Consider the following 24,741-nt stretch of genomic DNA (forward strand, 5'->3'; position numbering starts at 1 on the left):
CGGGCCGCTCAGGAGCCTTCGGGTTTCCGCTCGAGTCCGTGTTCCATGACGTCCAGCGCCCGTTCCATCAGATCACGGAGCTCGCCGTCGAAGCCGTTCTCCGCCCAGTACATGGAGACCTCCATCATGCCGCCGATGAGCGCCATGGCGCAGACGCGCACTTCAAGGCTCTCCGGGTCGCGGCCGGTGCGCTCCGCGAGGGCCTGGCGGAGCAGGCGCCCGGTCTCCGACATGCTCTCGAAGTACCGGGAGCGGATGGCGGGGACCTGGACCCCGAGGTGCGCCCGCAGCCGGAGCACCTCGGGATCCTCCTGCTCGCTCAGGTCGAGGGCCTTGCCCATCACGTACCGGATGGAGTCCATCCACGGCTCGTCCTCGGGCCGTGCGCGCAACGCCTCCAGCATCAGCGGGTCGTACTCGTCCGTGAGGACGATGTCCTCCTTGGTCGGGAAGTAACGGAAGACGGTGGACGGCGACACCTCGGCCCGGTCGGCGATCTGCTCGATCGTCGTGGCGTCGTACCCCTGCTCTCTGATCAGCGCGTACGTCGCGGCACGGATCGCTTCGCGGGTCTTGATCTTCTTCCTCTCCCGCAGTCCGAGTCGGGGGCGGTCGGCGGGGGAGTAGGGGGAACGTGCGGCCGTCATGCGGGTCATTGTCCGGCATCGGCCTGGGAGGTGACCATCTCGGAGGTCTCACGCGGCTCGTTCCGTGCGGCGGCCGCGCCCGGCAGGAACGCCGCGGCCAGCAACGCCGAGACGAGAGCGGCGAGGCCGCACACCAGCAGGACCATGCTCATGCCGTGGACGTACGCACTGTTCGCCGAGGCCGCGAGGTGGGCCGAGCCCGCCTGCTGGGCCACGATGTGCGCGGCGACGACCGAGTCCCCGGCGGTGTGCGCCGCCTGTGCGGGCAGCCCGGTCACGTCGAGGCGGTCCCGGAAGGCGCCCGCCAGCAGGCTGCCGAGGAGGGCGATGCCGATGGCGCCGCCGACCTGGCGCAAGGTCATCAGCAGTCCGGAGCCGCTGCCCGCCCGGTCCTTGGGCAGGGTGGCCAGCGCCCCGTCCATGGCCGGGACCACCGAGAAGCCGAAGCCGACGCCCACGATGGACAGCCACAGCGCGGTGAAGCCGTACCCGGAGTCCACCGTCGTACGGCTGCCGAGGAACGCCGCGAACGCGAGCACCACCAGGCCGGCGCTGACCACGGCCCGTGCGCCGAACCGGGCGACGACCGGCTGCGCCCCCCGGGCGGCGATCATCAGTCCGCCCATCATCGGCAGCAGACGCAGTCCGGTACCCAAGGCGTCGTGGCCGAGCACGGCCTGGAGGTAGGGCGGTAGCACGAACATCAGGCCGGACAGCACGAACATCACCAGGGTCGCGGCGATCGTGTTGAGCAGGAAGCCCCGCTGTGCGAGCAGCGTCATGTCGAGCATGGGCCGGATCGCCCGGCGCTCCCGCAGGACGAGGCCGGTCAGCAGCACGGTGCCGACGGCGAACAGGGCGAGGACGAGAAGGTCGCCCCAGCCCCGCCCGGGTGCCTCGATGATGGCGTAGACGAGCGCGCCGAGGCCGCTCGCGGTGAGCGCGGTGGAGACGGCGTCCACCCTTGGAGCAGCCGGGTCGCGGGTCTCGGGCAGCAGGAGGACGCAGGCCGCGACGCCGATACCGACCATCGGCACGTTGATCAGGAAGACCGAGCCCCACCAGAAGTGGTTCAGCAGCCAGCCGCCGATGATCGGGCCGAGCGGCATAGAGAGTGCCGATGCGGCCGAGATGACGCCGACGGCCTTGGTGCGCTCCTCGGGCGTGAACAGTGAGGGCAGCACGGACAGGGCGAGCGGCATGATCAGTGCCCCGCCGACGCCCATGACGGCACGGGCGACGATCACGCCGGTCACGCCCCCGGCCAGGGCGCCCACCAGGGAGCCCGCCAGGAAGAGGCCGAGTCCGGTGATCAGCATGCGCCGCCGCCCGAAACGGTCGCCGAGGAGGCCGGCGGGGAGCATCAGCGCCGCGAAGACCACGACGTACGCGTCCGCCATCCACTGCTGCTGCCCGGTGGAAGCGCCGAGGTCCCGAGCCATCGTGGGCAGCGCCACGTTGAGGATCGTCATGTCGAAACCGAGCACCAGCATGCTCGCGACCAGGGCCCCGAGGGCCCACCAACGGCGGCGATCGCGCCGCACCGCTTCGTCGTGCGTGACAGTCACCATGAAGTGAGAGTAACTATCAAATTCTATTCTACAGTCAAGAGAGAGCTTCTCCGAGCACACGAAAATGGCCACGGCTCCAGGAGCCGTGGCCGGGAAGACGCTGAGAGCCGCTAGGTGTGCTGGTACGCCACCAGGGAGATGCACACGTAGTGCACGACGAACGCGGCGAGCGTGAAGGAGTGGAAGACCTCGTGGAAGCCGAACCACCGCGGTGACGGGTTCGGCCGCTTGATGCCGTAGATCACGCCGCCCGCGCTGTACAGAAGGCCGCCGACGACGACGAGCACCAGCACCGCGATCCCGCCCGCCCGCATGAAGTCCGGGAGGAAGAAGACCGCCGCCCATCCCATCGCGATGTAGCAGGGCGTGTAGAGCCAGCGTGGGGCGCCGACCCAGAAGACCCGGAAGGCTATGCCTGCCGCCGCGGCGGCCCAGATCCCCCACAGCAGCCACCGCCCCTTCGTGCCCGGCAGGAGCAGCAGGGTCAGTGGCGTGTAGGTGCCCGCGATGATCAGGAAGATGTTCGCGTGGTCGAGCCGGCGCAGCACGCCGTCCATGCGCGGGCTCCAGTTGCCGCGGTGGTAGAGCGCGCTCACGCCGAAGAGCAGGCAGGCGGTCAGGACGTAGATGCCGCAGGCGATTCTGCCGCGCGTGGAGTTCGCGAGGGCCGTGAGGACGAGGCCCGCGATGAGTACGGCCGGGAACATCCCCAGGTGCAGCCAGCCGCGGAGCTTGGGCTTGACCGGGTGGGGCAGGGAGAGCGCTACGGGCCCGCGGCCTGCTGCCGGCGAGTCCGTGGGCGCGTCGGGGACGGACGCAGTCATGCGCGGCATGGTACCTACGGAACCGTAAGTAGTGGATCAGAGTGCGACCGATATCACCCGGCCCGTCCGGACTGTGCGGATACGGCCGCCGCGCAAAAAAACCTTCTGTCGAACTCTACGCGCACGCAAAGAAACGCGGCGACATGTGGCGATCCCCACTCCGCTCAGGTGTGACGTCCTCTGGACAGATGCGCAATCTCGTCGGATGATCAAATGAGTGCGGTCGGCACCGGATGAGCGGCTACGAAGCATCCGGGTCGCAGCCCCCACGGGGCAATCAACACAAAATCCCTCATCTAGGAGCGATCGTGGCGCGCGACATCGCGGCTCCCTCAACCGTCCCCACCCAGCACAAGGACCTGATCTCGTGGGTCAACGAGATCGCCGAACTGACGCAGCCGGACAGCGTGGTCTGGTGTGACGGATCCGAGGCCGAATACGAGCGCTTGTGCGATGAGCTCGTCCGCAAGGGCACCTTCAAGAAGCTCGACCCGATCAAGCGCCCGAACTCGTACTACGCCGCCTCCGACCCGACGGATGTGGCCCGGGTCGAGGACCGGACGTTCATCTGCTCCGAGAAGGAGGAGGACGCGGGTCCGACGAACCACTGGAAGGCGCCCGCGGAGATGCGGGAGATCTTCCAGGGCGAGAAGGGCCTGTTCCGCGGGTCCATGCGCGGCCGGACGATGTACGTCGTGCCCTTCTGCATGGGCCCGCTCGGCTCGCCGCTCTCCGCGATAGGCGTGGAGATCACGGACTCCGCCTACGTCGCGGTCTCCATGCGCACCATGACGCGCATGGGCCAGGCGGTCCTCGACGAGCTCGGTTCCGAGGGCTTCTTCGTCAAGGCCGTCCACTCGCTGGGCGCCCCGCTCGAGCCCGGCCAGGAGGACGTGCCCTGGCCCTGCAACTCGACCAAGTACATCTCGCACTTCCCGGAGGCCCGGGAGATCTGGTCGTACGGCTCCGGCTACGGCGGCAACGCGCTGCTGGGCAAGAAGTGCTACGCGCTGCGTATCGCCTCGGTCATGGCGCGTGACGAGGGCTGGCTGGCCGAGCACATGCTGATCCTCAAGCTCACGCCCCCGCAGGGCGAGTCCAAGTACGTCGCCGCCGCCTTCCCGAGCGCCTGCGGCAAGACGAACCTCGCCATGCTGGAGCCGACGATCTCCGGCTGGACGGTCGAGACGATCGGCGACGACATCGCGTGGATGCGCTTCGGCGAGGACGGCCGCCTGTACGCGATCAACCCCGAGGCAGGCTTCTTCGGCGTCGCGCCCGGCACCGGTGAGCACACCAACGCCAACGCGATGAAGACGCTGTGGGGCAACGCGGTCTTCACCAACGTCGCCCTCACCGACGACAACGACATCTGGTGGGAGGGCATGACCGAGGAGTCGCCCGCCCACCTGACCGACTGGAAGGGCAACGACTGGACTCCGCAGTCGGAGACCCCCGCAGCCCACCCCAACGCCCGCTTCACGGTCCCGGCCTCGCAGTGCCCGATCATCGCGCCCGAGTGGGAGGACCCGAAGGGCGTGCCGATCTCGGCGATCCTGTTCGGCGGCCGCCGCGCCACGGCGGTCCCGCTGGTGACGGAGTCCTTCGACTGGAACCACGGCGTGTTCCTCGGCGCGAACGTCGCCTCCGAGAAGACCGCAGCGGCCGAGGGCAAGGTCGGCGAGCTGCGCCGCGACCCCTTCGCCATGCTCCCCTTCTGCGGCTACAACATGGGCGACTACATGGCCCACTGGATCGACGTGGCCAAGGACAAGGACCAGTCCAAGCTGCCGAAGATCTACTACGTCAACTGGTTCCGCAAGAACGACGAGGGCAAGTTCGTCTGGCCGGGCTTCGGTGAGAACAGCCGCGTCCTGAAGTGGATCGTGGAGCGCCTGGAGGGCAAGGCCGAGGGCGTCGAGACCCCGATCGGCATCCTCCCGGCCAGGGGTGCCCTGGACACGAACGGCCTCGTACTCTCCGAGTCCGACCTCGACTTCCTGCTGACGGTCGACAAGGAGGTGTGGCGCGAGGAGGCCGCCCTGGTCCCCGAGCACCTCAACACCTTCGGCGACCACACCCCCAAGGAGCTGTGGGACGAGTACCGCGCCCTGGTGCAGCGCCTGGGCTGACGCCCCGTTTGAACTCCGCGGCCGGTCGGACTTGCCCTGACCTGCGACGTCGACAGGACCGGCCGCGGTGGCAGCACCGTGTTCCAACGGGCCGGGCCCGCACCCGTACAACGGGGTACGGGTGCGGGCGTCGGCCCATGTGGCGGCTCCATGAGGCTCTGTCCGGCGATTCAGTCCCTAAGGAAACCCTTGCCCGTCTTCAGGTCCTTGATGGAGAGATCCGCGCCGTTCCGTGGCGCGCCCGACACCGACCCGCGAGGCGGCTTGTGGGAGCGGAGCGCGGCGGCCGGCGTGGGTGGGAACGGGGCACAAACGAGGTTCGGGTTCGTACCGGTGCAGGTGGTGATGTGAGCGAAACCCTCGGTGTCCACTCCCTTGATGTAGAAGGTGTTGTCGTCCGGTGAGGGAGTCGCTCCCGGGTCAACGGCTACCCCGAGGGCGCAGAGGTTCGGCGGCGCATCGGCCACGACGATGAAGCCGGCGGGCCCTGCGGGGGTGCCGGGCGGCCCTGCAGAGGCGAACACCCTCCCAGCGAAGATGACGGCGTCGTACTCCACGCCCTCCGTGATGACGGAGTCCCACTCGATACACGGCCCCGTGTTGCCGGTGGCACCGGTGGCCCCGGTGGCCCCCGTCGCCCCGGTGGCCCCGCTGGCCCCGGTTGCCCCCGTCGCCCCGGTGGCTCCCGTGCGCCCGATCGGGCCCGTCGGGCCTGTGGCGCCCGTCTTGCCTTTCTCCTTGCACCTGCCGTCCTCACCTACCGCACCTACCGCACCTACCGCACCTACCGCGAGGTGAGTGCCGTCGGCCTTCTTCCCGTCCCTGCAGTCGTCGCCGCCGATCTTGCCCGCCGGCGTACCCGCCAGTGCGGGGGTGGTGAAGCCCAGCATCACGAGGGCGAGTGTCGCCATCGTGGCGCCCGCGAGCCTTCGGCCCCGCTGCGGAAGCGGGCCGAGGCCGGTTGACGCGGTCCTGTTCTCAGGACTCATGAATTGCTCCTTGTGGAACGAATGGAGTGACCTCCAGAGGTGCATTCGAACCTCATCGGCATCTTTGGGCTGACTGGACGTCAAAATATGGAAGGCGCACGGAACGGTCGCCAAATTGGTCGAGAGGAGCGGTCTGATTGGTCGAAGCTCTATACGAATGTGTGCCGTGCCCTGGACGATTCGGGCACGGCACACTTCGGTGGGATCCCGGAGAGATAAGGGCCGCTTGTAGTTCTGTGAGGGCCCCTTCTTGACGACCCAGGGGTCCACGCCCGGCGCCAGGCCGCTGGACCTGGGTCGGGGACCAGCAGGACGCTGCAGGCGTTGAACGACTCCGTATGAACTCGGCGAACAGAGGCCGGGGGCCGCACCGTACAACGGCGTACGGGGCGGGCCCCTGCCTCATGCACGAACGCTGGGCTTGCCTCCGGCCCGCCGTCGGCAGGCCGGAGTTGCTAGTGCTGCGACCGGAAAGGTTCACCGGCTCGCGACGCCCGGCACGGCACCTCGCTGCGTTGTCGCATCACCGGAGTACATCCAGTACGCGGGCGATGCTCCGCCTTGCGATGCTCCCCCACAGCCCGAAAGGCGTGGGGGTACCCCCAGCACCGGACGCCGTGAGCTTTCCGGCAAACCTTTCCGGTCACAGCACTAGGGGGCACCGAGCTCGAAGATCGCAAATCCGGCGAACCAACCGGAGGCGAGCGCACAAGTGCCGAGCACAGTCACCAGCGCGGGTCGGCTGAGCCTGCTCAGGGCGATGGCGAGCGGGATGAGCAACGGAAAGGCGGGCAGCAGAAAGCGAGAGACGTTGGAGAAGATCTGCTGGTTGCAGACGAGGATCGCCACGGTGGCCAGGGTATGGACCATCAGGACGGCGGGTGGGCGCAGTCGCACCAACAGGACGATCAGGATCGGCAGTGCCAGGATGATCAGTGCGGCCAGGAGGTCTGGGACGGGAGCGGCGAACACGTAGTCGTTGCGTCCGAGCATGATGCTCCGCATGGTGGCGAAAGTGAACTGGCCACCGTCGAAGAAGTGCAGCCAGGCGCCGCGCTGGAGCTTGAAGTAGCCGCCCCAGTCGCCCATCCGCCAGCCGACCCAGCCCACGTATCCCAGGAGCCCGAGCGGCGCCAGCGTCATAGCGATCAGAGGGCGCTCGACTCGGTCCCTGTGCCGGAAAAGCGCTACGAGTGCTGCCAGGCCCACTGCTGCGATCAGGGTCACCGCGGTCGGCCGGCTGAGCCCGGCCGTCAGGGCGAGTACCCCGGCAGTGATCCATCGCCCGGTAATCACCGCGTAACAGGACCAAGCGGCGAGCGCGACGAAGGTGGAGTCCGAGTAGACCGCCCACTCCGCGCCGGATCCCGGCATGACCGCCCAGAGGCCGGCCGCGATCACACCGGCGCGAACCCCGCCGAGCCGCTCCGCCACGGCGAAGACGCCGGCCGCGGCCAACAGCGAAGCAACCACCGCGACCAGCATCCCGGCACCGTACAGGCCGAGGCCGGTGATCTCGGAGACCAGGCGCATCAGGCCCGGGTAGAGAGGGAAGAACGCGGCCGAGTTCTCCTGGAACGTGTACCAGGGGGAATTGGTGATCGGCACCAGCTGTGGGTCGTACCCGAACTGTGCGATTAGTTGGTACCACCAGCCGTCGAAGGAAGCGGGCACGTCCCAGGGGTGGGCGCCGCCGCCGAGGCGCGGAGACTTCGTGAGGTAGTAGCCGGAATAGTCGACCAGTCGCATGAAGACCGCGAAGCCCACCAGTTTCAATACCGCGTAGCATCCGACGGCCGGCCCATAGCGCCGTACCAGTCTGCGCGATCGCTGTTGCAGGGGCGCCGGGGCGGCTGGAGGTGTGCTGTCGCGCTGTGCGGGCTGGGCAGGGATAACGGTCGGCATCGTGCTCATCGGTTGGACTCATTCCGCCGTTGTGGACGATCGTTCGCGAACCTATACACCGGTGCAGGTCAGGGGTGCGCAGACACGCCATACCGGTGTATTACGGGCCTTTGAACACCCACAACGGCAGCGGCACCAAGCGAGACACCGCGGCGGTGGCATGGAGCCACGATCCCCGCGCCGGCTGGCATGTGCGGCGTGTCCGGTATGGTCCGGCCGCGCCAGGGCGATGATGCCGCTGCGGCGGGCGAGCCTGGTGAGGCAGGCTATGTCCCGGCCCAGGCCCGAGACTTCCGCCTCCTGCTGCGAGGTGCCCTCGAGGCCCCGAGGCATCGCCTGGCGCGCCCGCGACGCGGAGTGGGCTCCTGTGGTGCCCGGGCCTGTTCGGGCACGGAATCCAACTGTCGGAATCGGCGGAGAGATTCGGTGCCAATCCACGGGCTGGACATCAGGCGGCCCACGCAACTACGAGGTGCGCACCAGCAGAGCCACTGCCAGACCGCTGGGACGCTCGACCCCGGACAGCGTGTAGTGGGCGCGCAGAGCCGCTGACTGATACGCCGTCAGTGCGTTCAGCGGATCCGTCTCGTTCCCCCTGACCACCAGCCAGATCCGCTTCTCGTCCCGCAGGCATCGGGCCGGCTCCGGGCACTCGGTCGCCGCCAGATCGTTGCGTTCGGTGGGCGATTGAGCGAGGAAGACGTCGCGCAGCTTCAGAGCGCGAGGAAGGTAGTAGCGGACGCCCAGCGAGATGGCCTCCTCTTCCCTCCTCGGATATGCGACCGCGTCGCCGGGCACGTAGTACTTCTGAATGGTCTGCGCGGCAGCCGCGAAGTCGGGGCCGCCCGGCCAGTAGTGCCCGAACTGTTCCCGCATTGATGCCTGTTCCTGTGCCGTGAGCACAGCGAGAGCCGCGAAGACCGACGCGAGCGCCGGCCGGGACCGTGTCGCGGCGGCGAGCCCGGCCCCGGCGAGGACGGCGAAGGCCGGCAGGGTGAACAGCATGTACCGGAAGTAGAAGTAAGAGATGTCCCCGTGGGAGACCGCCCAGATGAGGAGGACGGGCGCCACGGCGGAAACGGCGCAGAAGACGACGGCGTCGCGGCGCTGTCGGCACGCCACCATGGCGAGCAGGATCATCGTCCCCGCGCACGGGGCGGTGTAGAACACCTGCGGCCAGATGTCGATCAGGCTCCAGGCCGTCGGCTTGGCGATCCACCAGATCTGCCGGACGGTCTGTGCCCTGCCCAGCAACACCACCGGGACCAGCGAGGCGAGACCGACCAGGACCGCGAGACAGAAGCCCCACCACGCTCGGCGCTCGCGCCGGGCCCGCAGGGCCATGAGAACCAGGTGCCCGATCAGACACGTCAGCGCGAGCAGATGGAACAGTCCCACAGCCGCCAGGCCGAGGGCGTAACCCGCCCATCGCCAGGGGCTGTCCGGGCGGTCCAGGGCCCGCAGCAGAAGCAGCGCGGCCAGGGCCACGGCCAGCATCACCAGGCCGTAGGGACGGGCCTCATGAGCGAATCGGCTCACCCCGGGAACAAGGGCGAACAACACGCCGCCGGCCACTCCGGCGCGGCGGCCGAACAGCCGCTGTCCGATCAGTGCCACACAGGCGGCGGCGCCGGCCATGGCCAATGCGGAGGGCATCCGCAGAGCCGTGGCCGAGTCCCCGAAGAGGCTGGTCCATCCGTGCAGGATCAGGTAGTACGCACCCAGCACCCCGTCCACGTGCTGGACTGTGGCCAGTACCTGGCCGGTGCTGCGACCGGACATGTCCCAGCTGGTCAACTCGTCGCGCCCGAGCAGCGGTTCGCCGATCCGGTAGGTGGCCACGACCAGGGTGACCACCGAAGGCCACAGCCACAGGCCGACGGATGTCATCCACCGGTCGTGCTCTGTCTCCGGGGCGGGAACAGCGCAAGTGTCCTGGGCGGCGGTAGGAGAGAGTAGTGCCATGCCTCACCCGTAGTGGCACGGCGGAGCGGGCCGCAGGCACGACCCGCCCGTTACGGCCCGCTTCCCCCGTTCGGCCCCGGGCGGCGTCGCCGTCGCGGACAACAGGCATACGATCCTCCGGACCTGCCGTGGGGTTCCGGAGGACGGGCTGAGCACCTCAGGTGCTTCAGCTCTTCTCCTTCCGCACGAGCAAGGTGACGGTCATACCCGTCATGGATGTGCTCATGGTCGCTTGGTACCGGGTCCGCAATGCGCTCGCCTGCTCCGTGCTGATGGCGGCGAAGGGGTCCGGGCCGGTGCCCTGGGTCAGCAGCCAGATGCGCTGCTCGCCTCTGAGGCACAGGTCCGGGACCGGGCACTGGACCGCGTACAGATCGTTGATGGCCGTGGGGGTCCTGGCCAGGAACACGTCTCGCATCTTCAGGTCGCGGGGCAGGTAGTACTGCACACCGCTGTCGAGCTTCCAGGTGTCCTGGCGGTCGTAGACGACGGCGTCGCCGGGCTGGTGGTACTTCGTGACCACGGCCGCCGCGGCGGCGTAGTCAAGGGGGACGGGGGCGTTGTGCTCGAACGGCTCCCTCATGCGCTTCTGGTCGGGCAGCGTGAGGACGGCCAGTGCCGCGAGGAGCGCTGCGGTCGCCTTCGGGGAGTGAAAGGTCGCGGCGAGGCCGGCGCCGGCGAGGAGTGCCCAGGCCGGGAGGGTGAAGAGGATGTACACATGACGGAAGTAGGAGACGTCTCCGTGGGAGGCCAGCCAGACGAGGACGCACGGTAGAACGGCCCAGACGGCGCACAGGAGCGCGGGGGCTTTGCGGGGCGGGTGGGCCAGGCATGCGAGGCCGATCAGCGCTCCGCAGCACACGGCGGATGCGAAGACCTCGGGCCAGATGGAGGAGAGCGCCCAGAGATCGGGCTCCGGGACCCAGTACAGCTGGCGGTGGGCTTGGGAACGGCCGAGCAGGGCCAGCGGGGTGACGCAGGCGGCAACGGCCGAGAGGACCAGGGCGGACTTCCACCAGACGGAGCGGTCGTGTCGTGCGTGGGCAGCGAGCACGCAGGCGTGGGCGACTACGACGGACAGTGCGATGAGGTGGAGAAGTCCGACCCCCGTCAGCGTGAGCGCGTAGGCCGCCCAGCGCCACGGACTGCGGGGGTTGTCCAGAACCCGGAGGACGAAGAGTGTCGCGAGGGCGACCATGAGAATCACCAGCGCATAACTGCGCGCCTCCTGACCGTAACGGCTCACCGCCGGGACGAGGGCGAAGAGGATTCCGGCGAGGATTCCGGCGCGGTGCCCGAAGAGCCGGTTTCCGATCAGGCTCGTGACGGAGGCGGCTCCGGCCACGGCACATACCGAGGGAAGTCGCAGGGAAATGACGGAATCGCCGAAGAGGCTAACCCACATGTGCATCAGCAGGTAATAGGTGCCGTGCACGGCGTCGACGTTCTTCAGAGTGGCGAGGATCTGGCCGGTGTCGCGGTTCACCACGTCCCAGGTGACCAGTTCGTCGCGGCTCAGCAGAGAGGCGGCGAGGCCATGGCTGCTCAGGGCGAGGGTGAGGGCGCACGGCCACCACCACAGCCCCGTTCTGCGTCTTGCGGGTTGGACCGCATCGGTGCTCCGGATTTCCTCGCGTGGCTGGGGAAGCGGCGCGGCGATCACCATGTGGGTCTCCCATGGTCTGTTGCAGGAACTGCCCCGTTATATATAGGGCCGGGCAGCCGCAACGGCGGACGGGTCGAGCGATCACCTGAATGGAAGTCATGCGCGGCGATGTCGCCTGTGGAGGTGTCCTCGAGCCGGTGAATTAGCCCGCTGATCTCTTTATCGGAGAAGGGGGAGTGCCGTCAGGGTGACACCGTGGGCCCGCAGGCTTCGCGCAGGTGGTTACGACAGGACCCGGAAGCCCTGCCCGCACCTGAAGGTGCGCCGCGAATCGCTGAGCTTCGCCAGCGTTCGTGAATTCAGTACCACGACGAAATGAGTAGGTGCCCACGTGGTAAGGCCGCCCGTGAGGAAGGTGTGGAGCAAGAGTGTCTGCCGATGCGGGGGCGTCCTGGCAATTTGCCGCGAAGGAAAGGAAGTTGCGTCTCATTGCTCCTCGACATGCATGACTAAGTGCCATTCAGGGGGCCGCACGGGTGATCTTGACGTGGGACACGGGTCCGATCAGTAATCATTCATTCGCCCAGGGTTGAGGATGACTCCGTCCGTAGCCGCAGGCGCTGTGACACTCATGCGGAGGAAAATCAAGTGCCCGCGCTTGAGGTGTGGTCAATCCACGTTCCAGGAAGGTTCTCTGGTGAGCCGTAGAACGATCCGAAGTTCACGCGCGAAGACCGCCACGCTGGTGTCGGTGGGCGCGCTTGCCGTAGCGCTCAATGTCGCCCCGAGCGCGACGGCCATCGCCGACGCGATCCACAGGTCCGGCAATCCGAACGGCGCTGTAAGTGCCGTCGGCGGCGACCGCGACCGCGACCACGACCGCGGACCGAAGGGCGACCGCGGGCCCAAGGGCGAGAAGGGCGAGAAGGGCGAAAAGGGCAAGAAGGGTGCTACCGGTGCCACCGGCCCTACTGGTCCTAAGGGTGCCACGGGTGCCACGGGTGCGACGGGTGCAACTGGTGCTGGTGCTACCGGCGCGACGGGGGCCACTGGTGCCACTGGTGCCACTGGTGCTACCGGTGCTACGGGTGCGACGGGTGAGGGCGCTACCGGCGCTACCGGCGGCACGGGTGCTACCGGCGGCACGGGTGCTACCGGCGGCACGGGTGCTACCGGCGGCACGGGCGCCACCGGTGGCACGGGCGCCACCGGTGGCACGGGCGCCACCGGTGGCACCGGCGCTACCGGTGGCACAGGGGCCACCGGCTCGCCTGAGGACACCTACATCCTGGTGTCCGCGCCGGTCTTCGACAGCCCGACTGATCCCGCTGCTGACGACACAGCGAGCGTGGACTGTGTGGGGAACGACATCGCCCTCGGCGGTGGAGGCGTGTCGGAAACTGGCCCCCTCAGGGCAAGCAATCCCATCGGTGTCGTGGGTTCCCCGGCCTCCGGGTGGACGGTTACCAGAGCGGGAAGTGGGGGCAGTCTCACCGCCTGGGTGGTCTGCGGCGTGGTTCCGGGTCCGTAACGGACTGCTTGCTTCACGCGGGAATGAGCGACGATGCTCCGATGCCTGGGTTTCGGGGCATCGTCCGCGTTGTGCCCGCGCCTGCCACCAGTTGCGCGGTGGGTGTCTGCAGGCCCTGTTGGCCGGTGTGGATGCGTGCCACGACCTCGGACAGCGACGCGCCGGTTGCCTCACGGGCGGCAGTGCGGGAGGCATGGACGGGCATGGGACATGGCCGAGCCCTTCCTGCGGGAGCCAAAGACCCAGCAGGAAGGGCTCGGCCGTCTCCTCGGCCGTGGCCATACTGACCGGGATCACACAGGGCCGAGGCCCCCCAATGAACCCGGGGACGACGTCATCCGATGCTCTCTGCGGGGCTTGGCGTCGACGAGTGGCCTACGGAATCCCGGTACGGTTCCGGAATTTGAGGGCGGAGCGAGGGATCGGCCGCGGCGGCGCGACGGTACGCTTCCTTGGCTTCCTTGTCGCGGCCCTTCGCTGCCAGCATCTGCCCGAGTTGCATTTGGAGCATGGCCGCCTTCGGTTCGGCAGCCACGGCACGCTTCAGAAGCCCCTCGGCCCGGTCGGGGTCGCTCGACTTCAGCATCATCGCCTCGCTGTAGAGCGCCGACATGAATGACGGATCGATCTTCAGCGCCTTGTCGTAGGCCGCACGGGCGCCGAATGTGTTGCCGCTCGTCTGCGCGACGACGCCCAGGCCGTACCACGCGAACTTGTTGTCAGGATCCAGGTCCAGTACGCGCCTGTACGTCAGGGTGGCACCCTGGGAGTCCCGCTGCTGCTGCTGTTTGAGGGCGGTCTGCAGGAGCCGGCTCGTTTCCTGTGCCTTCTGGGTCGCCGACATGGCCTTGGAATCCGGAGGCTCGGCCGACTCGGACTGAATCGCCCAGAAGGTCACGCCGGTGGCGATCGCCGCGGCTCCGGCCAGCCCTGCCCACAATCTCGTACGTTTCACTTGTCACATCTCGTTGGAATAGTGAGGGGCGGATGGGTGTGGCTGATCTCGGGTCGCCGACGCAGAACAGACCGTGACGGCGCCAGCGGTACCGGAATCCAACCACCGTCATTTCCGCCGACGTTACGAGGCCGTCCTGAAGACGCCGCCATTCGGCAGGCACTTGGGGCACCAGACCACCCGAATGCACCCACCGGGCCTCTGGTTCGCCTATGGAAAAACGCTGCTTCGGTCCCGCCTCTTTGCGTCGCCTCGAGTGGCTGGATACCGTCACATATCGGTCATTAGCTGCCGCTGAGTTGGATGGGACACGTGAAGCCAACGATCTGTCTGAACATGATCGTCAAGGACGAAGCTCCGGTGATCCGACGCTGTCTCGAATCCGTCAGGCCCTTGATCGACACCTGGGTCATCGTGGACACGGGCTCGACCGACGGTACTCAGGACGTCATTCGAGAGGTCTACAGCGATCTGCCCGGTGAACTGTACGAACGGCCATGGAAGGGGTACGACGGAAGCCGCACCGAGGCGATCGAACTCGCCCGCAGCAGTGCCGACTACCTCCTCTTCATCGACGCCGACGACGTGATGGAGGTGCAGCCCGGCTTTCGCATGCCGAAGTTGACCCATGACGCCTACCGGGTCGCAATCCACCACGGGCCCCTCGTCCATTGGCGCACCACCCTGGTCTCCACGCGGCTGCCGTGGCGGTACGTCGGCGTCCTGCACGAGTACCTCGAGTGCGACGCACGGTTCTCTCAAGGGACTCTCGACGGCGTCAACATGCTCATCGTGGGTGGCGGGGGCCGCCTCAGGGGTGAGGGCCTGCGTAAGAAGTACCTGCGCGACGCGGAGATCCTTCAGGAAGGTCTGCTCAAGGAGCCGGACAACGCCCGTTACGTCTTCTACCTCGCCCAGAGCTGGCGCGACGCCGGTGAGCCGGAGAAGGCCCTCGAAGCCTACGACCGCCGCGTCGCCATGGGAGGCTGGGGTGAGGAGGTCTACTGCGCCGGCCTCTATGCCGCACGGCTCGCGGAAGAACTTCAGCGGCCGCTGGTCGAGGTGATGCACCGGTACCTTCGCGCGCACGAGAGCCGTCCCTCACGTGTGGAAGCCCTCGGCGACCTGGCGCGCCTGGCCCGGCTCAACGGACCGCGATGGGAGGTTGCGTACAAGTCTGCGCGGCGGGCGGCGGCGCTCCCGCGCCCCAACGACATCCTGTTCGTCGAGTTCGCCTGGTACGAGTGGCGCGTGCTCGACGAACTCGCGGTCTCCGCCTTCTGGGTCGGACAGTACGAGGAGTCGAAGAGGTGCTGCGAACGCCTCCTCAAAGGCGGGAAGCTCCCTGCTGAGCATCGCGAACGTGTGATGAAGAACCTTGAGTTCGCGCAGAGCAAGCTGGGCTCGAAGGTGCTCACACCGTAGTGCTGTGGCACCCGGTCCGCGCGTCTCTGGGTGTCCACGCGGACCGGGGCCGTCGGGGGAGCCGTCGGGCGGCTCGGAGGGTCAGCCCGCGGTGATCGGTTCGCGCGGGTCGACCAGTGCGGCGCTGTGCGCGTCCATGCGTTCCGCCGACAGGATCGCCGCCGCCGTGTCCGCGCGGGAGGCCGCCACCACCAGGGCGCGGCCCGCCAGCGCGTGGGCGCGGCGGTGGAGGGCTGTCACCCGCGCCCCGCGGGTCGTCGCCGTCGCCCGGGTCGGCGGTACACCGCCGCGCAACCGCGTCACCTGCCCGGCGAGCCGTTCCGCGGCCGTGTCCAGGTCTGCGGAGGGGGCCAGGGCGCGCAGTTCGTCCGTCACCGTGAGCAGCGCCGCCAGATGGCCCGCGAGCTGGATGTCCAGCTCCTCCTCGCGTGAACGGTGCGGGAAGTCGGCGTCGGTGGCGTCGGCCATCGTGTGGACCGACTTGGTGCGGATCGGTTCGTACATGAGATGGCCTCCCGTGCTCTGACAGGAAGCCATCTTAGCTTAGAAGTCGTCTAAAGTTGGCTGAATCGCAGAATCGGTCGGTGTTCGTGCATCACGAGCGTCACGGCTGGCTGTAGCCGTCCAGGAAGTTCCCGATGCGGGTGATCGCCGAAGTCAGGTCCACCACCGTCGGCAGGGTCACCACCCGGAAGTGGTCCGGCTCGGTCCAGTTGAAGCCCGTGCCCTGGACGACCATGATCTTCTCGCGGCGCAGGAGGTCCAGGACCATCTGCCGGTCGTCCTTGATCTTGAAGACCTGCGGGTCGAGGCGGGGGAAGAGGTACAGTGCGCCCTTCGGCTTCACGCACGTCACGCCCGGGATCTGGGTCAGCAGGTCGTACGCCGCGTCTCGCTGCTCCTTCAGCCGTCCGCCCGGCAGTACCAGGTCGTTGATCGTCTGGCGGCCGCTGAGCGCCGCCACCACGCCGTGCTGGCCCGGCATGTTCGCGCACAGGCGCATGTTCGCCAGGATCGTCAGCCCCTCGATGTACGACTCCGCGTGCGCCCGGGGGCCCGAGATCGACATCCAGCCCACCCGGTAGCCGGCCACCCGGTACGCCTTCGACATGCCGTTGAAGGTGAGGGTCAGCAGGTCCGGGGCCACCGAGGCGGTGGGGATGTGCCGCGCGCCGTCGTAGAGGATCTTGTCGTAGATCTCGTCGGAGCAGACGAGCAGGTTGTGGCGGCGGGCGATGTCCGTCAGGCCCCGGATGACCGCCTCGTCGTACACCGCGCCCGTCGGGTTGTTCGGGTTGATGATGACGATCGCCTTGGTGCGGTCGGTGACCTTCCGCTCCACGTCCGCGAGGTCCGGCATCCAGTCCGACTGCTCGTCGCAGCGGTAGTGGACGGCCGTGCCGCCCGACAGGGACACCGCCGCGGTCCACAGGGGGTAGTCGGGTGCCGGTACGAGTACCTCGTCGCCGTCGTCCAGCAGGCCCTGCATGGCCATCACGATCAGCTCGGAGACGCCGTTGCCGATGAAGACGTGCTCGACGTCCGTCTCGATGCCGAGGGTCTGGTTGTGCATGACGACCGCCCGGCGCGCGGCCAGAAGGCCCTTGGCGTCGCCGTAGCCGTGTGCCGTCGAGACGTTGCGGAGGATGTCCTCGAGGATCTCGGGCGGGCAGTCGAAGCCGAAGGCGGCCGGATTGCCGGTGTTGAGCTTGAGGATGCGGTGACCCGCCGCCTCCAGCCGCATCGCCTCCTCGAGAACCGGACCCCGGATCTCGTAGCAGACGTTGGCGAGCTTCGTGGACTGGATCACCTGCATGTCCGCGAGCTTACGGCCGCGTAACAGCGCGCGCGGCGTGTTTTCCACCACGTGAGACGGGACGGATCGGCCGGTTGTCACCGCGACTGCACCACCAATCCCTCTCGCCTCTACAATGCGCCCACATGTCATGGCAGCATCACCCCGGTGACGGGGCGTACGGCCCGAATGACGGGGCATACGGGTCGAACGCCGCGAACGGTGCGGCAGCCGGATACCCCGCCGGTGGCTCGCATCCGGACGGCGGCGAGGACCGGAATCAGCCGAACGTGTATCACCCGTATGCGGTAGGAGAGCCGGACTACGGGGGCTACGCCGATCCGGCGGCCGCCCATGGCTGGCAGAACGCCTACGACGAGACCCGCGAGCTGCCTGTGACGCCTGTGATCCCCGATGGCGTCAGCGATCACGGAGTCGTCGGGGAGACCCGCGCTTCGCGGCGCCGGGCCCGGACCCCGTCGCGCTCCCCGCTGCCTCGCCGTGCGGCCCTCGCCGTGGGCGCGCTCGGTGCCGTGGGCGTCGCCGTCGCACTCGCCGGCGGCTTCGGCTCCGGTTCCTCCGGCGCACCCACGGACGCCGGGCAGTCGGCCCGGCCCAAGGCGGCACCGTCCGCGTCGCCCACCGAGGGGACCGCCGCCCCCTCCTCCGCCACCGAGCCGACCCGCACCGCCGCATCCGTGGCCGCGGGCGCCACGGCGTCCGCCACGCCCGGCGCCGCACGGGGCGCCGCCCCGGTGCCGGCCTCCGAGGCGCCCACGTCCGCCGCGCCCGCCGCCGGGGCGTCCTCCGCCTCCCCCACCGGCACCATGAGCGCCACCGCGCCGGGCAACTCCGGCAGCAAACCCGGCCGCGGACGAGGGGCCACCAAGGGGCCGAAGTAGGACAGCCGCCCGGAGCCTGCGGCCGAAAACCGCTCCTTGTCCCCGCACGCCCCTCCATTCACAATGCGCATGACAAATCATGGGCGGCCGGAAGACCTCCGGCCGTCCACGTCATCGCACCTCATCGAGAGGGGACCCCCCACATGAGAAAGCCTCTCGCCGCCGCGCTCCTCGCTCTGGCCCTGGCCGGAGCCGGCGCGGCGCCGGCGGTCGCGGCACCCGCGGTCGCCGGGACGGCGACGGTCACGGCCGCCCCAGCGGCCACCGCCGCGGCCGCCGGGACGGCGACGAAGGACAGGACGGCCACGATCCAGGCCGTCGACTTCGCCGGCACCGTCTCGCTCAGCAACTGCTCCGGCTCCGTCATCCGCTTCCCGAACTCCGCGGACAGCGACCCCGCGCTCGTCCTGAGCAACGGCCACTGCCTGGAGACCGGGTTCCCCGGGCCCGGCGAGGTCATCGTCGACCAGGCCTCCAGCCGCTCCTTCGGCCTGCTCAACTCGTCCGGCACCAGGATCGCGACGCTGCGCGCGAGCAAGGTCGCGTACTCGACGATGACCGACACGGACATCACGATCTACCAGCTCACCCGCACCTACGCGCAGATCAAGAGCTCGTACGGCATCAGCCCGCTCACTGTCGCCGACACCCACCCCGTCGCCGGCACCGCCATCAAGGTCGTCTCCGGCTACTGGAAGCGCATCTACAGCTGCAACATCGACGGGTTCGTGTACCGCCTGAAGGAGGGCGACTGGACCTGGAAGGACTCGGTCCGTTACACCTCCGCCTGCAACACCATCGGCGGCACCTCCGGATCGCCCGTCATCGACAACGCCACCGGCAAGGTCGTCGCCGTCAACAACACCGGCAACGAGGACGGTGAGCGCTGCACGGAGAACAACCCCTGCGAGGTCGACGCGAGCGGCAACGTCACCGTCCGCCAGGGCATCAACTACGCAGAGGAGACCTACCAGATCCCGGCCTGCTTCGGCGTCGGCAACAAGCTGAACCTGAACGCGAGCGGCTGCGTCCTGCCCAAGCCGTAGCACCACCCGCCGCGGGGCGGGCGGTCACACGGGAGTCCTGCGGACCGACCGCCCCGCCAGTACGTCCGTCCGCCGGCCGTCCTCGATCACGAAGCGGCCGTCGATCAGGACGTACGGGATGCCCGTCGGCAGCGTGCGCGGCCGCTCGAAGGTGGAGCCCGCCGCGACCGTGGCCGGGTCGAAGAGCACCAGGTCGGCGCGGTGGCCCTCGCGCACAAGGCCCCGGTCGGGCAGGCGGAGGCGGGCCGCCGGGCGGCCGGTCAGATGCGCCACGCACTCCTCCAGGGACAGCACCCCCAAGTCCCGTACGTACCGGCCCAGATACTCGGGGAAGGTCCCGTACGCCCGCGGGTGCGGCTTGTCGCCCTGGAGGATGCCGTCCGAGCCGCCGGTGTGGACGCGGTGCCGCATGATCGCCCGCACGTTCTCCTCGTGGCCCACATGCTGGAGGATCGTCGAGCCGAGGCGGTCCCCGGTCAGCAGGCGGCGGGCGACGGTCCACGGGCTCTCGCCGCGCCGGTCCGCCGACTCCTGGACGGTTCTGCCGACGTACGACGCGAGCGCAGGGTCGGTGACGCCCGAGATCTCGATGGTGTCCCACTCGACGGGCACGCCGTGGCAGCCGTCGGCGCCGACGACCTCCAAGTGGTGGCGGATCCGCTCGGCCGTCGTGTCGTCGGTGAGCCGCTTGAGGATCTCCGCCGGGCCGCCCTCGCTCGCCCAGCTCGGCAGCAGCGCCGCCAGCGTCGTGGAGCCGGGGGTGTAGGGGTAGGTGTCCAGCGTGATGTCGGCGCCGGCCGCCAGTGCCTCGTCGAGCAGGGACAGCAGTTCGGGGGCGCGGCCCTTGTTCACGCCGAAGTTCATCGTGGCGTGGGCGAGGTGGAGCGGGCAGCCGGCCTCCCGGGCCAGGCCCACCACCTCCTCGTACGCCTCCAGGGCGCCCGCCCCGTAACTGCGGTGGTGCGGGCAGTAATAGCCGCCGTAGGACGCCACCACCCGGCACAGTTCGGTGAGTTCGGCGTCCTTCGCGTACATGCCGGGCGTGTAGGTGAGCCCGGACGACATGCCGACCGCGCCCTGTTCCATGCCCTCCGCGACCAGCCGCCGCATCCGGTCCAGCTCCTCGGGTGTCGCCTCCCGGTCCTCCCAGCCGACGGCCAGCATCCGGACCGTGCCCTGCGGGATCAGATAGGCCGCGTTGACCGCGATGCCCTCGTCCAGGCGGTCCAGGTACTCGCCCACCGAACGCCAGGTGAAGTCGATGTCGTCGCCGTACCCGTTCCAGCCGGTGATGGCGCGGCGCACCTCTTCGAGCGTGCGGTCGTCGACCGGGGCGTACGACAACCCGTCCTGCCCGATGACCTCGAGCGTCACGCCCTGTGCGGCCTTGGCGCTGTGGTCGGGGTCGCGCAGCAGGGCGAGGTCGCTGTGCGCGTGCATGTCGATGAAGCCGGGGGAGAGGGCGAGACCCTCGGCGTCCAGCTCCCGCACCGCCCGGGGGCGCTGGCAGCCCGCCTGGGCGGCCTCCTTGACGATCGAGACGATCCTGCCGTCCTTGATCGCCACATCGGCGCGGTAGGAGGGATCGCCGGTGCCGTCGACGACGTCGGCGTCCCGTATGACGAGATCGGCGAGGTCGGTGAAATCCACGGGGTCCATACCGTCCACGGGGCCTCCTCGAAGAACGTGCGATGTGGTCGACCTGGAAGAACGTGCTTTGTGGTCGACCTTGAAGAACGTGCGCTGTGGTCGGCCTAGAAGAACGTGCGGATGTAGTCGACGACCGTGCCGTCCGCCTCCGCCACCGGGATCAGCTGCCACTTGTCGAACGACGTGCACGGGTGCGACAGGCCGAGGCCGATCCAGTCGCCGACCTCCACGTCCGCCTCGGGCGTGGTGCGCAACCAGGCGTGCTGGTCGGACAGGGCGGTCACCGAGACGCCGGTGGCCGGCCGCTCCTCGCCGTCCCGGCGCACCACCTGGGCGAAGGGCAGGTCCAGGTCGTAGGCAGCGTCCCGCTTGCCCGCGTTGACGAAGGCCTGCTCGGGGGAGGGCCGGGACACCACCTGCGCCCACAGCCGGAACGCCGGCTCCAGCACGCCCTCCTCCGGGATCCGGGTGAACGGGGTGATCCTGCGGTAGTGGCCGTCGTCGTGCGAGACGTACGCGCCCGAGCGCAGCAACTTCAGGACGGTCGCGGAGAGTTCGGGGATCTCCGTGAAGACGTCCGCGACCGCGTCGAACCAGGCGCTGCCGCCCGCGCTCACCACGATCTCGTCGCATCCGGCGAAGCGCCCGGCCATGTCGAGGTCGACGGCCAGCGCGACCAGCCGGCGCAGCCACGCACGCACCCGGTCGGGGTCCGGCTGCGGCACCTCGCCCTCGTATCCGGCGACCCCGACCAGCCGCAGCGTCGTGGTGGCGGCCACCGCGTCCGCGACCGCCGCGCACTCCGCCTCCGTCCGCACACCGGTGCGGGCCCCCTCGCCGGCGGCCAGCTCCACGACCACGTCCACCGGACGGGCGGTTCCGGTCAGCGCCGCGTCCATGAGTTCTACGCCGCGTACGGAATCGACGTAACAGATGAACCGGAAGTCCGCGTCCGCCGCCAGCTGGTCGGCGACCCAGCGCAGGGCCGCCGGGTCGAGCAGTTCGTTGGCGAGGAACACCCGCTGGATCCCGAACTCCCGTGCCACGCGCACCTGGTGGGGCATCGCGAGCGTGATGCCCCACGCGCCGTGCTCGATCTGGCGGTGGAAGAGCTGCGGTGCCATCGACGTCTTGCCGTGCGGGGCGAAGGCGAGGCCATGGCGGGCCGCGTACGTCTCCATGAGCGTCAGGTTGTGCTCAAGGCGCTCGGCGGAGAGGGCCAGCACGGGTGTCGTGAATCCGCCGGTGAACAGATTGCGGCGCTGGGCGGCCAGCTCGCCGACGGTCAGGCCCTCGGCATCCGGCGGGAGGCCCTTGAAGCGGTGGTCGACGCGTTCATCGGCCAGGTGGACGAGCGCCTCGGTGCCCATGGAGCCTCCTGATCTGGGCCGTTGCACTGCTTGCAACGGCCATTGCATGTATCGCTTACGGCTGTCTAACATCTCGGCCGACGCGGGGTCAACGGACACCGACCGGACCCGCACCCCACAGAGGAGCTACGACCATCGTGACCACCGGCGGATCCCGCAAGGCCCCCGACGTCGTGGACGTCGTCGCGCTCGGCGAGTCCATGGTCACGTTCCTGCCCACGGTGCCGGGGCGGCTCGCCGACGTTCCGTCCTTCGAGCGCGCCATCGGCGGCGCCGAGTCCAACGTGGCCTGCGTGCTCGCGGCCGCCGGGCACTCCGCGCGCTGGGTGAGCCGGGTCGGCGCGGACGGCTTCGGCGACCACCTCGTCGCGACGATCGGGGCGTACGGCGTCGACGTGTCGTCCGTACGGCGGGACGCGGCGCGGCCCACCGGGGTCTACTTCCGCACGGCCGGGGACCGGGCCACCGACGCCCACGAGGTGGCGTACTACCGGGCCGGCTCGGCGGCCTCCGCGATGACGGTGGACACCGTCGACCTGGACGCCGTGCGCGCCGGCCGCGTGCTGCACCTGTCCGGGATCACGGCCGCGCTGTCCGGGCCCTGCCTGGACCTGCTGCGCGAGCTGACCGCGCCCAGCCTCGGCCGCCCGCTGGTCTCCTTCGACGTCAACCTCCGTCCCGGACTCTGGCGCGACGCGGCGGGAGCCCGGGTGCTGCTGGAACTGGCGCGGGGCGCGGACATCGTGTTCGTGGGGGACGACGAGGCACGCGAGGCGTGGGGACTGCACGGCGCCCGGGCCGTCCGGGAGGCGCTGCCCGAACCGGAGATCGTCGTCGTCAAGCAGGGCCGGGGCGGGGCGACGGCGCTCGGCAAGGACACCGACGGCGCGGGCGAGGACGCCACGGGCGCCGCCACCTTCGTGCCCGCGCTGGACGTCGACGTCGTGGCCGCCGTCGGAGCCGGGGACGCCTTCGCCGCCGGTTTTCTCTCCGCGACCCTGCGCGGACTGCCCGTCCGGGACCGGCTGCGCCACGGCCACCTGATGGCCGCCGCCGCGCTCACCGTCCCCGGCGACCTCGCCACGCCCCCCGCCCGCGACCACGCCGACCGCCTGGCCGCCCTCGACGACACCGCGTGGGGGACACTTCGACTCGGCCCCGGCTGGACCGAAGCCGCACCGCGGGCCGAGGAGGAGGTAGTCACGCCATGAGCCAGACCGTCGACCGGGCGCTGAGCATCCTGCCGCTGCTCGCGGAGGGACCCGCCGATCTCGGGCAGGTCGCCGACCGGCTCGGCGTGCACAAGTCCACCGCGCTACGCCTGCTGCGGACCCTCGACGAGCACGGCCTGGTCTACCGCCAGTCCGACCAGCGCTACCGCCTCGGCGCCCGTCTCTTCGCCCTCGCCCAGGAGGCGATGGAGAACCTCGACATCCGCGAGATCGCCCACCCCCACCTCGTCCGCCTCAACGAGGAGTGCGGCCACACCGTGCACCTCGCCGTCTACGAGGAGAACGAGGTGCTGTACATCGACAAGGTGGACAGCCGCTACCCGGTCCGCATGTACTCCCGGATCGGCAAGCCCGTCGCCATCACCGTCGCGGCCGTGGCCAAGCTGCTCCTCGCCGACCTGCCCGACGCCGAGCGCCGCGCCCTCGCGGAGAAGCTCGACTACCCCCACTACACGGCCCGTTCCACCCCCAACGCTGCAGCGTTCCTGCGCGAGTTGGAGCAGGTGCGCGAACAGGGCTGGGCCACCGACCTCGGCGGCCACGAGGAGTCCATCAACTGCGTCGCCGCCCCCATCTGCGGCGCCGACGGACGGGTGGTCGCCGCCATGTCGGTCTCCGCACCGAACGTCGTCGTCACCGCCGAGGAACTCCTCACCCTGCTCCCGCAGGTGCGCCGTACCGCGGACGCGATCAGCGGCGAGTACTCCGGCAGAACACCAGTAAGGGACCCCGAATGACGGACAAGATCGCCCTCACCCCGAAGACCCACACCACCCCGCCCGCGAAGTTCTCGCACGGCGTGAAGAAGGGGAACATCCTCCAGGTCGCCGGCCAGGTCGGTTTCCTGCCCACCGAGGAGGGCAAGCCGCCCACGCCCGCGGGGCCCACCCTGCGCGAGCAGACCCTCCAGACCCTCGCCAACGTCAAGGCGATCCTTGATGAGGGCGGCGCGACCTGGGACGACGTGATGATGATCCGCGTCTATCTGACGGACGTCGACCACTTCGCGGAGATGAACGAGATCTACAACGCCTACTTCGAGGAGCAGGGCCTCACCCAGCCGCCCGCCGCCCGGACGACCGTCTACGTGGGCCTCCCGGCCGGCCTGCTGATCGAGATCGACGCGCTGGCCGTCCTCGGCTGACGCCCCGTCGGCTCCCGCTCACTCCCGCACTCCGTACGCCGTCACGGCGCGG

19 protein-coding genes are annotated in these 24,741 nt (G+C 69.3%); 7 read left to right on the top strand and 12 right to left on the bottom strand.

The window, feature by feature from the left end; genetic code table 11:
- Nucleotides 1–8: 8 nt before the first annotated feature.
- The 3 genes from N8I84_RS25250 to trhA all read right to left on the bottom strand — a co-directional run bounded on the left by N8I84_RS25250 (nucleotide 9) and on the right by trhA (nucleotide 3,042).
- Nucleotides 9–647, bottom strand: a complete 639-nt coding sequence (locus tag N8I84_RS25250; RefSeq protein WP_449334045.1) for a TetR/AcrR family transcriptional regulator — start codon at nucleotides 645–647, stop codon at nucleotides 9–11.
- Nucleotides 648–652: 5 nt separating this feature from the next.
- The gene (locus N8I84_RS25255; RefSeq protein ID WP_263231709.1) at nucleotides 653–2,218 is read right to left on the bottom strand and encodes an MFS transporter; all 1,566 of its coding nucleotides are present in this window, start codon (nucleotides 2,216–2,218) and stop codon (nucleotides 653–655) included.
- 110 nt (nucleotides 2,219–2,328) lie between these two features.
- Complete coding sequence (trhA, locus tag N8I84_RS25260; protein ID WP_263231711.1) at nucleotides 2,329–3,042, bottom strand: PAQR family membrane homeostasis protein TrhA; 714 nt, start codon at nucleotides 3,040–3,042, stop codon at nucleotides 2,329–2,331.
- Nucleotides 3,043–3,350: 308 nt separating this feature from the next.
- Between trhA and N8I84_RS25265 the strand changes: the two genes are divergently transcribed.
- Nucleotides 3,351–5,174 carry a phosphoenolpyruvate carboxykinase (GTP) gene (locus N8I84_RS25265; RefSeq protein ID WP_263231713.1) on the top strand — a complete coding sequence of 608 codons (1,824 nt, stop codon included), beginning with the start codon at nucleotides 3,351–3,353 and terminating at the stop codon, nucleotides 5,172–5,174.
- A 170-nt stretch (nucleotides 5,175–5,344) separates the two neighbouring features.
- Here the strand turns inward: N8I84_RS25265 and N8I84_RS25270 are convergent, their stop codons facing one another.
- The 5 genes from N8I84_RS25270 to N8I84_RS25290 all read right to left on the bottom strand — a co-directional run bounded on the left by N8I84_RS25270 (nucleotide 5,345) and on the right by N8I84_RS25290 (nucleotide 14,125).
- A complete protein-coding gene (locus N8I84_RS25270) occupies nucleotides 5,345–6,163 on the bottom strand; it encodes a hypothetical protein (RefSeq protein WP_263231715.1) in 819 nt (272 codons plus the stop codon).
- Between the two features lie 651 nt (nucleotides 6,164–6,814).
- The gene (locus N8I84_RS25275) at nucleotides 6,815–8,077 is read right to left on the bottom strand and encodes a glycosyltransferase family 39 protein (protein ID WP_263231716.1); all 1,263 of its coding nucleotides are present in this window, start codon (nucleotides 8,075–8,077) and stop codon (nucleotides 6,815–6,817) included.
- Between the two features lie 456 nt (nucleotides 8,078–8,533).
- Nucleotides 8,534–9,958 carry a glycosyltransferase family 39 protein gene (locus N8I84_RS25280; protein WP_263231718.1) on the bottom strand — a complete coding sequence of 475 codons (1,425 nt, stop codon included), beginning with the start codon at nucleotides 9,956–9,958 and terminating at the stop codon, nucleotides 8,534–8,536.
- Between the two features lie 241 nt (nucleotides 9,959–10,199).
- Nucleotides 10,200–11,699 (bottom strand): glycosyltransferase family 39 protein, encoded by a 1,500-nt coding sequence (locus tag N8I84_RS25285; protein WP_263231720.1) that lies wholly within the window; start codon nucleotides 11,697–11,699, stop codon nucleotides 10,200–10,202.
- A gap of 1,805 nt (nucleotides 11,700–13,504) precedes the next feature.
- Nucleotides 13,505–14,125 carry a tetratricopeptide repeat protein gene (locus N8I84_RS25290; protein ID WP_263231722.1) on the bottom strand — a complete coding sequence of 207 codons (621 nt, stop codon included), beginning with the start codon at nucleotides 14,123–14,125 and terminating at the stop codon, nucleotides 13,505–13,507.
- Nucleotides 14,126–14,437: 312 nt separating this feature from the next.
- Here N8I84_RS25290 and N8I84_RS25295 point away from each other — a divergent pair, with 312 nt between their 5' ends.
- Nucleotides 14,438–15,550: a tetratricopeptide repeat-containing glycosyltransferase gene (locus N8I84_RS25295; protein WP_263231723.1), complete on the top strand. Its 1,113-nt coding sequence runs from the start codon at nucleotides 14,438–14,440 to the stop codon at nucleotides 15,548–15,550.
- 81 nt (nucleotides 15,551–15,631) lie between these two features.
- On the opposite strand, the gene N8I84_RS25300 is transcribed toward N8I84_RS25295, so the two are convergent.
- Both N8I84_RS25300 and N8I84_RS25305 read right to left on the bottom strand, forming a co-directional pair.
- Entirely contained in the window at nucleotides 15,632–16,054 is a 423-nt protein-coding gene (locus N8I84_RS25300) for an SCO4983 family protein (protein WP_263231724.1), read from the bottom strand.
- A 100-nt stretch (nucleotides 16,055–16,154) separates the two neighbouring features.
- Nucleotides 16,155–17,366 (bottom strand): pyridoxal phosphate-dependent aminotransferase, encoded by a 1,212-nt coding sequence (locus N8I84_RS25305; RefSeq protein ID WP_263231725.1) that lies wholly within the window; start codon nucleotides 17,364–17,366, stop codon nucleotides 16,155–16,157.
- A gap of 125 nt (nucleotides 17,367–17,491) precedes the next feature.
- Between N8I84_RS25305 and N8I84_RS25310 the strand changes: the two genes are divergently transcribed.
- Entirely contained in the window at nucleotides 17,492–18,247 is a 756-nt protein-coding gene (locus tag N8I84_RS25310) for a hypothetical protein (protein ID WP_263231726.1), read from the top strand.
- Nucleotides 18,248–18,390: 143 nt separating this feature from the next.
- Nucleotides 18,391–19,293 carry a S1 family peptidase gene (locus N8I84_RS25315; RefSeq protein ID WP_263231727.1) on the top strand — a complete coding sequence of 301 codons (903 nt, stop codon included), beginning with the start codon at nucleotides 18,391–18,393 and terminating at the stop codon, nucleotides 19,291–19,293.
- A gap of 24 nt (nucleotides 19,294–19,317) precedes the next feature.
- On the opposite strand, the gene N8I84_RS25320 is transcribed toward N8I84_RS25315, so the two are convergent.
- Both N8I84_RS25320 and N8I84_RS25325 read right to left on the bottom strand, forming a co-directional pair.
- On the bottom strand, nucleotides 19,318–20,952 hold the full coding sequence (locus tag N8I84_RS25320; protein WP_263234880.1) for an N-acyl-D-amino-acid deacylase family protein: 1,635 nt from the start codon (nucleotides 20,950–20,952) through the stop codon (nucleotides 19,318–19,320).
- 95 nt (nucleotides 20,953–21,047) lie between these two features.
- The gene (locus tag N8I84_RS25325; RefSeq protein WP_263231729.1) at nucleotides 21,048–22,313 is read right to left on the bottom strand and encodes an amino acid deaminase; all 1,266 of its coding nucleotides are present in this window, start codon (nucleotides 22,311–22,313) and stop codon (nucleotides 21,048–21,050) included.
- Nucleotides 22,314–22,450: 137 nt separating this feature from the next.
- Here N8I84_RS25325 and N8I84_RS25330 point away from each other — a divergent pair, with 137 nt between their 5' ends.
- From N8I84_RS25330 to N8I84_RS25340, 3 genes are read left to right on the top strand one after another with little or no spacing between them, the layout of a single operon-like run.
- A complete protein-coding gene (locus tag N8I84_RS25330; RefSeq protein WP_263231730.1) occupies nucleotides 22,451–23,524 on the top strand; it encodes a sugar kinase in 1,074 nt (357 codons plus the stop codon).
- Nucleotides 23,521–24,282, top strand: coding sequence for an IclR family transcriptional regulator (locus tag N8I84_RS25335; RefSeq protein ID WP_263231732.1), 762 nt, complete (start codon nucleotides 23,521–23,523; stop codon nucleotides 24,280–24,282). The genes N8I84_RS25330 and N8I84_RS25335 overlap by 4 nt, the downstream gene beginning before the upstream one ends.
- Entirely contained in the window at nucleotides 24,279–24,689 is a 411-nt protein-coding gene (locus N8I84_RS25340; RefSeq protein WP_263231733.1) for a RidA family protein, read from the top strand. Before N8I84_RS25335 ends, N8I84_RS25340 begins: the two co-directional genes overlap by 4 nt.
- The last annotated feature ends 52 nt before the right edge of the window (nucleotides 24,690–24,741 follow it).

Origin of the sequence: Streptomyces cynarae, assembly GCF_025642135.1 — a bacterium.
In the GTDB taxonomy this organism is placed as follows: domain Bacteria; phylum Actinomycetota; class Actinomycetes; order Streptomycetales; family Streptomycetaceae; genus Streptomyces; species Streptomyces cynarae.

Coding starts and splice junctions, on each gene's coding strand:
- N8I84_RS25340 (WP_263231733.1), top strand. CDS start 24,279: ATGACGGACAAGATCGCCCTCACCCCGAAGACCCACACCACCCCGCCC.
- N8I84_RS25275 (WP_263231716.1), bottom strand. CDS start 8,077: ATGAGCACGATGCCGACCGTTATCCCTGCCCAGCCCGCACAGCGCGAC.
- trhA (WP_263231711.1), bottom strand. CDS start 3,042: ATGACTGCGTCCGTCCCCGACGCGCCCACGGACTCGCCGGCAGCAGGC.
- N8I84_RS25300 (WP_263231724.1), bottom strand. CDS start 16,054: ATGTACGAACCGATCCGCACCAAGTCGGTCCACACGATGGCCGACGCC.
- N8I84_RS25270 (WP_263231715.1), bottom strand. CDS start 6,163: ATGAGTCCTGAGAACAGGACCGCGTCAACCGGCCTCGGCCCGCTTCCG.
- N8I84_RS25255 (WP_263231709.1), bottom strand. CDS start 2,218: ATGGTGACTGTCACGCACGACGAAGCGGTGCGGCGCGATCGCCGCCGT.
- N8I84_RS25325 (WP_263231729.1), bottom strand. CDS start 22,313: ATGGGCACCGAGGCGCTCGTCCACCTGGCCGATGAACGCGTCGACCAC.
- N8I84_RS25320 (WP_263234880.1), bottom strand. CDS start 20,952: ATGGACCCCGTGGATTTCACCGACCTCGCCGATCTCGTCATACGGGAC.
- N8I84_RS25280 (WP_263231718.1), bottom strand. CDS start 9,958: ATGACATCCGTCGGCCTGTGGCTGTGGCCTTCGGTGGTCACCCTGGTC.
- N8I84_RS25335 (WP_263231732.1), top strand. CDS start 23,521: ATGAGCCAGACCGTCGACCGGGCGCTGAGCATCCTGCCGCTGCTCGCG.
- N8I84_RS25315 (WP_263231727.1), top strand. CDS start 18,391: ATGAGAAAGCCTCTCGCCGCCGCGCTCCTCGCTCTGGCCCTGGCCGGA.
- N8I84_RS25285 (WP_263231720.1), bottom strand. CDS start 11,699: ATGGTGATCGCCGCGCCGCTTCCCCAGCCACGCGAGGAAATCCGGAGC.
- N8I84_RS25310 (WP_263231726.1), top strand. CDS start 17,492: ATGTCATGGCAGCATCACCCCGGTGACGGGGCGTACGGCCCGAATGAC.
- N8I84_RS25305 (WP_263231725.1), bottom strand. CDS start 17,366: ATGCAGGTGATCCAGTCCACGAAGCTCGCCAACGTCTGCTACGAGATC.
- N8I84_RS25250 (WP_449334045.1), bottom strand. CDS start 647: ATGACGGCCGCACGTTCCCCCTACTCCCCCGCCGACCGCCCCCGACTC.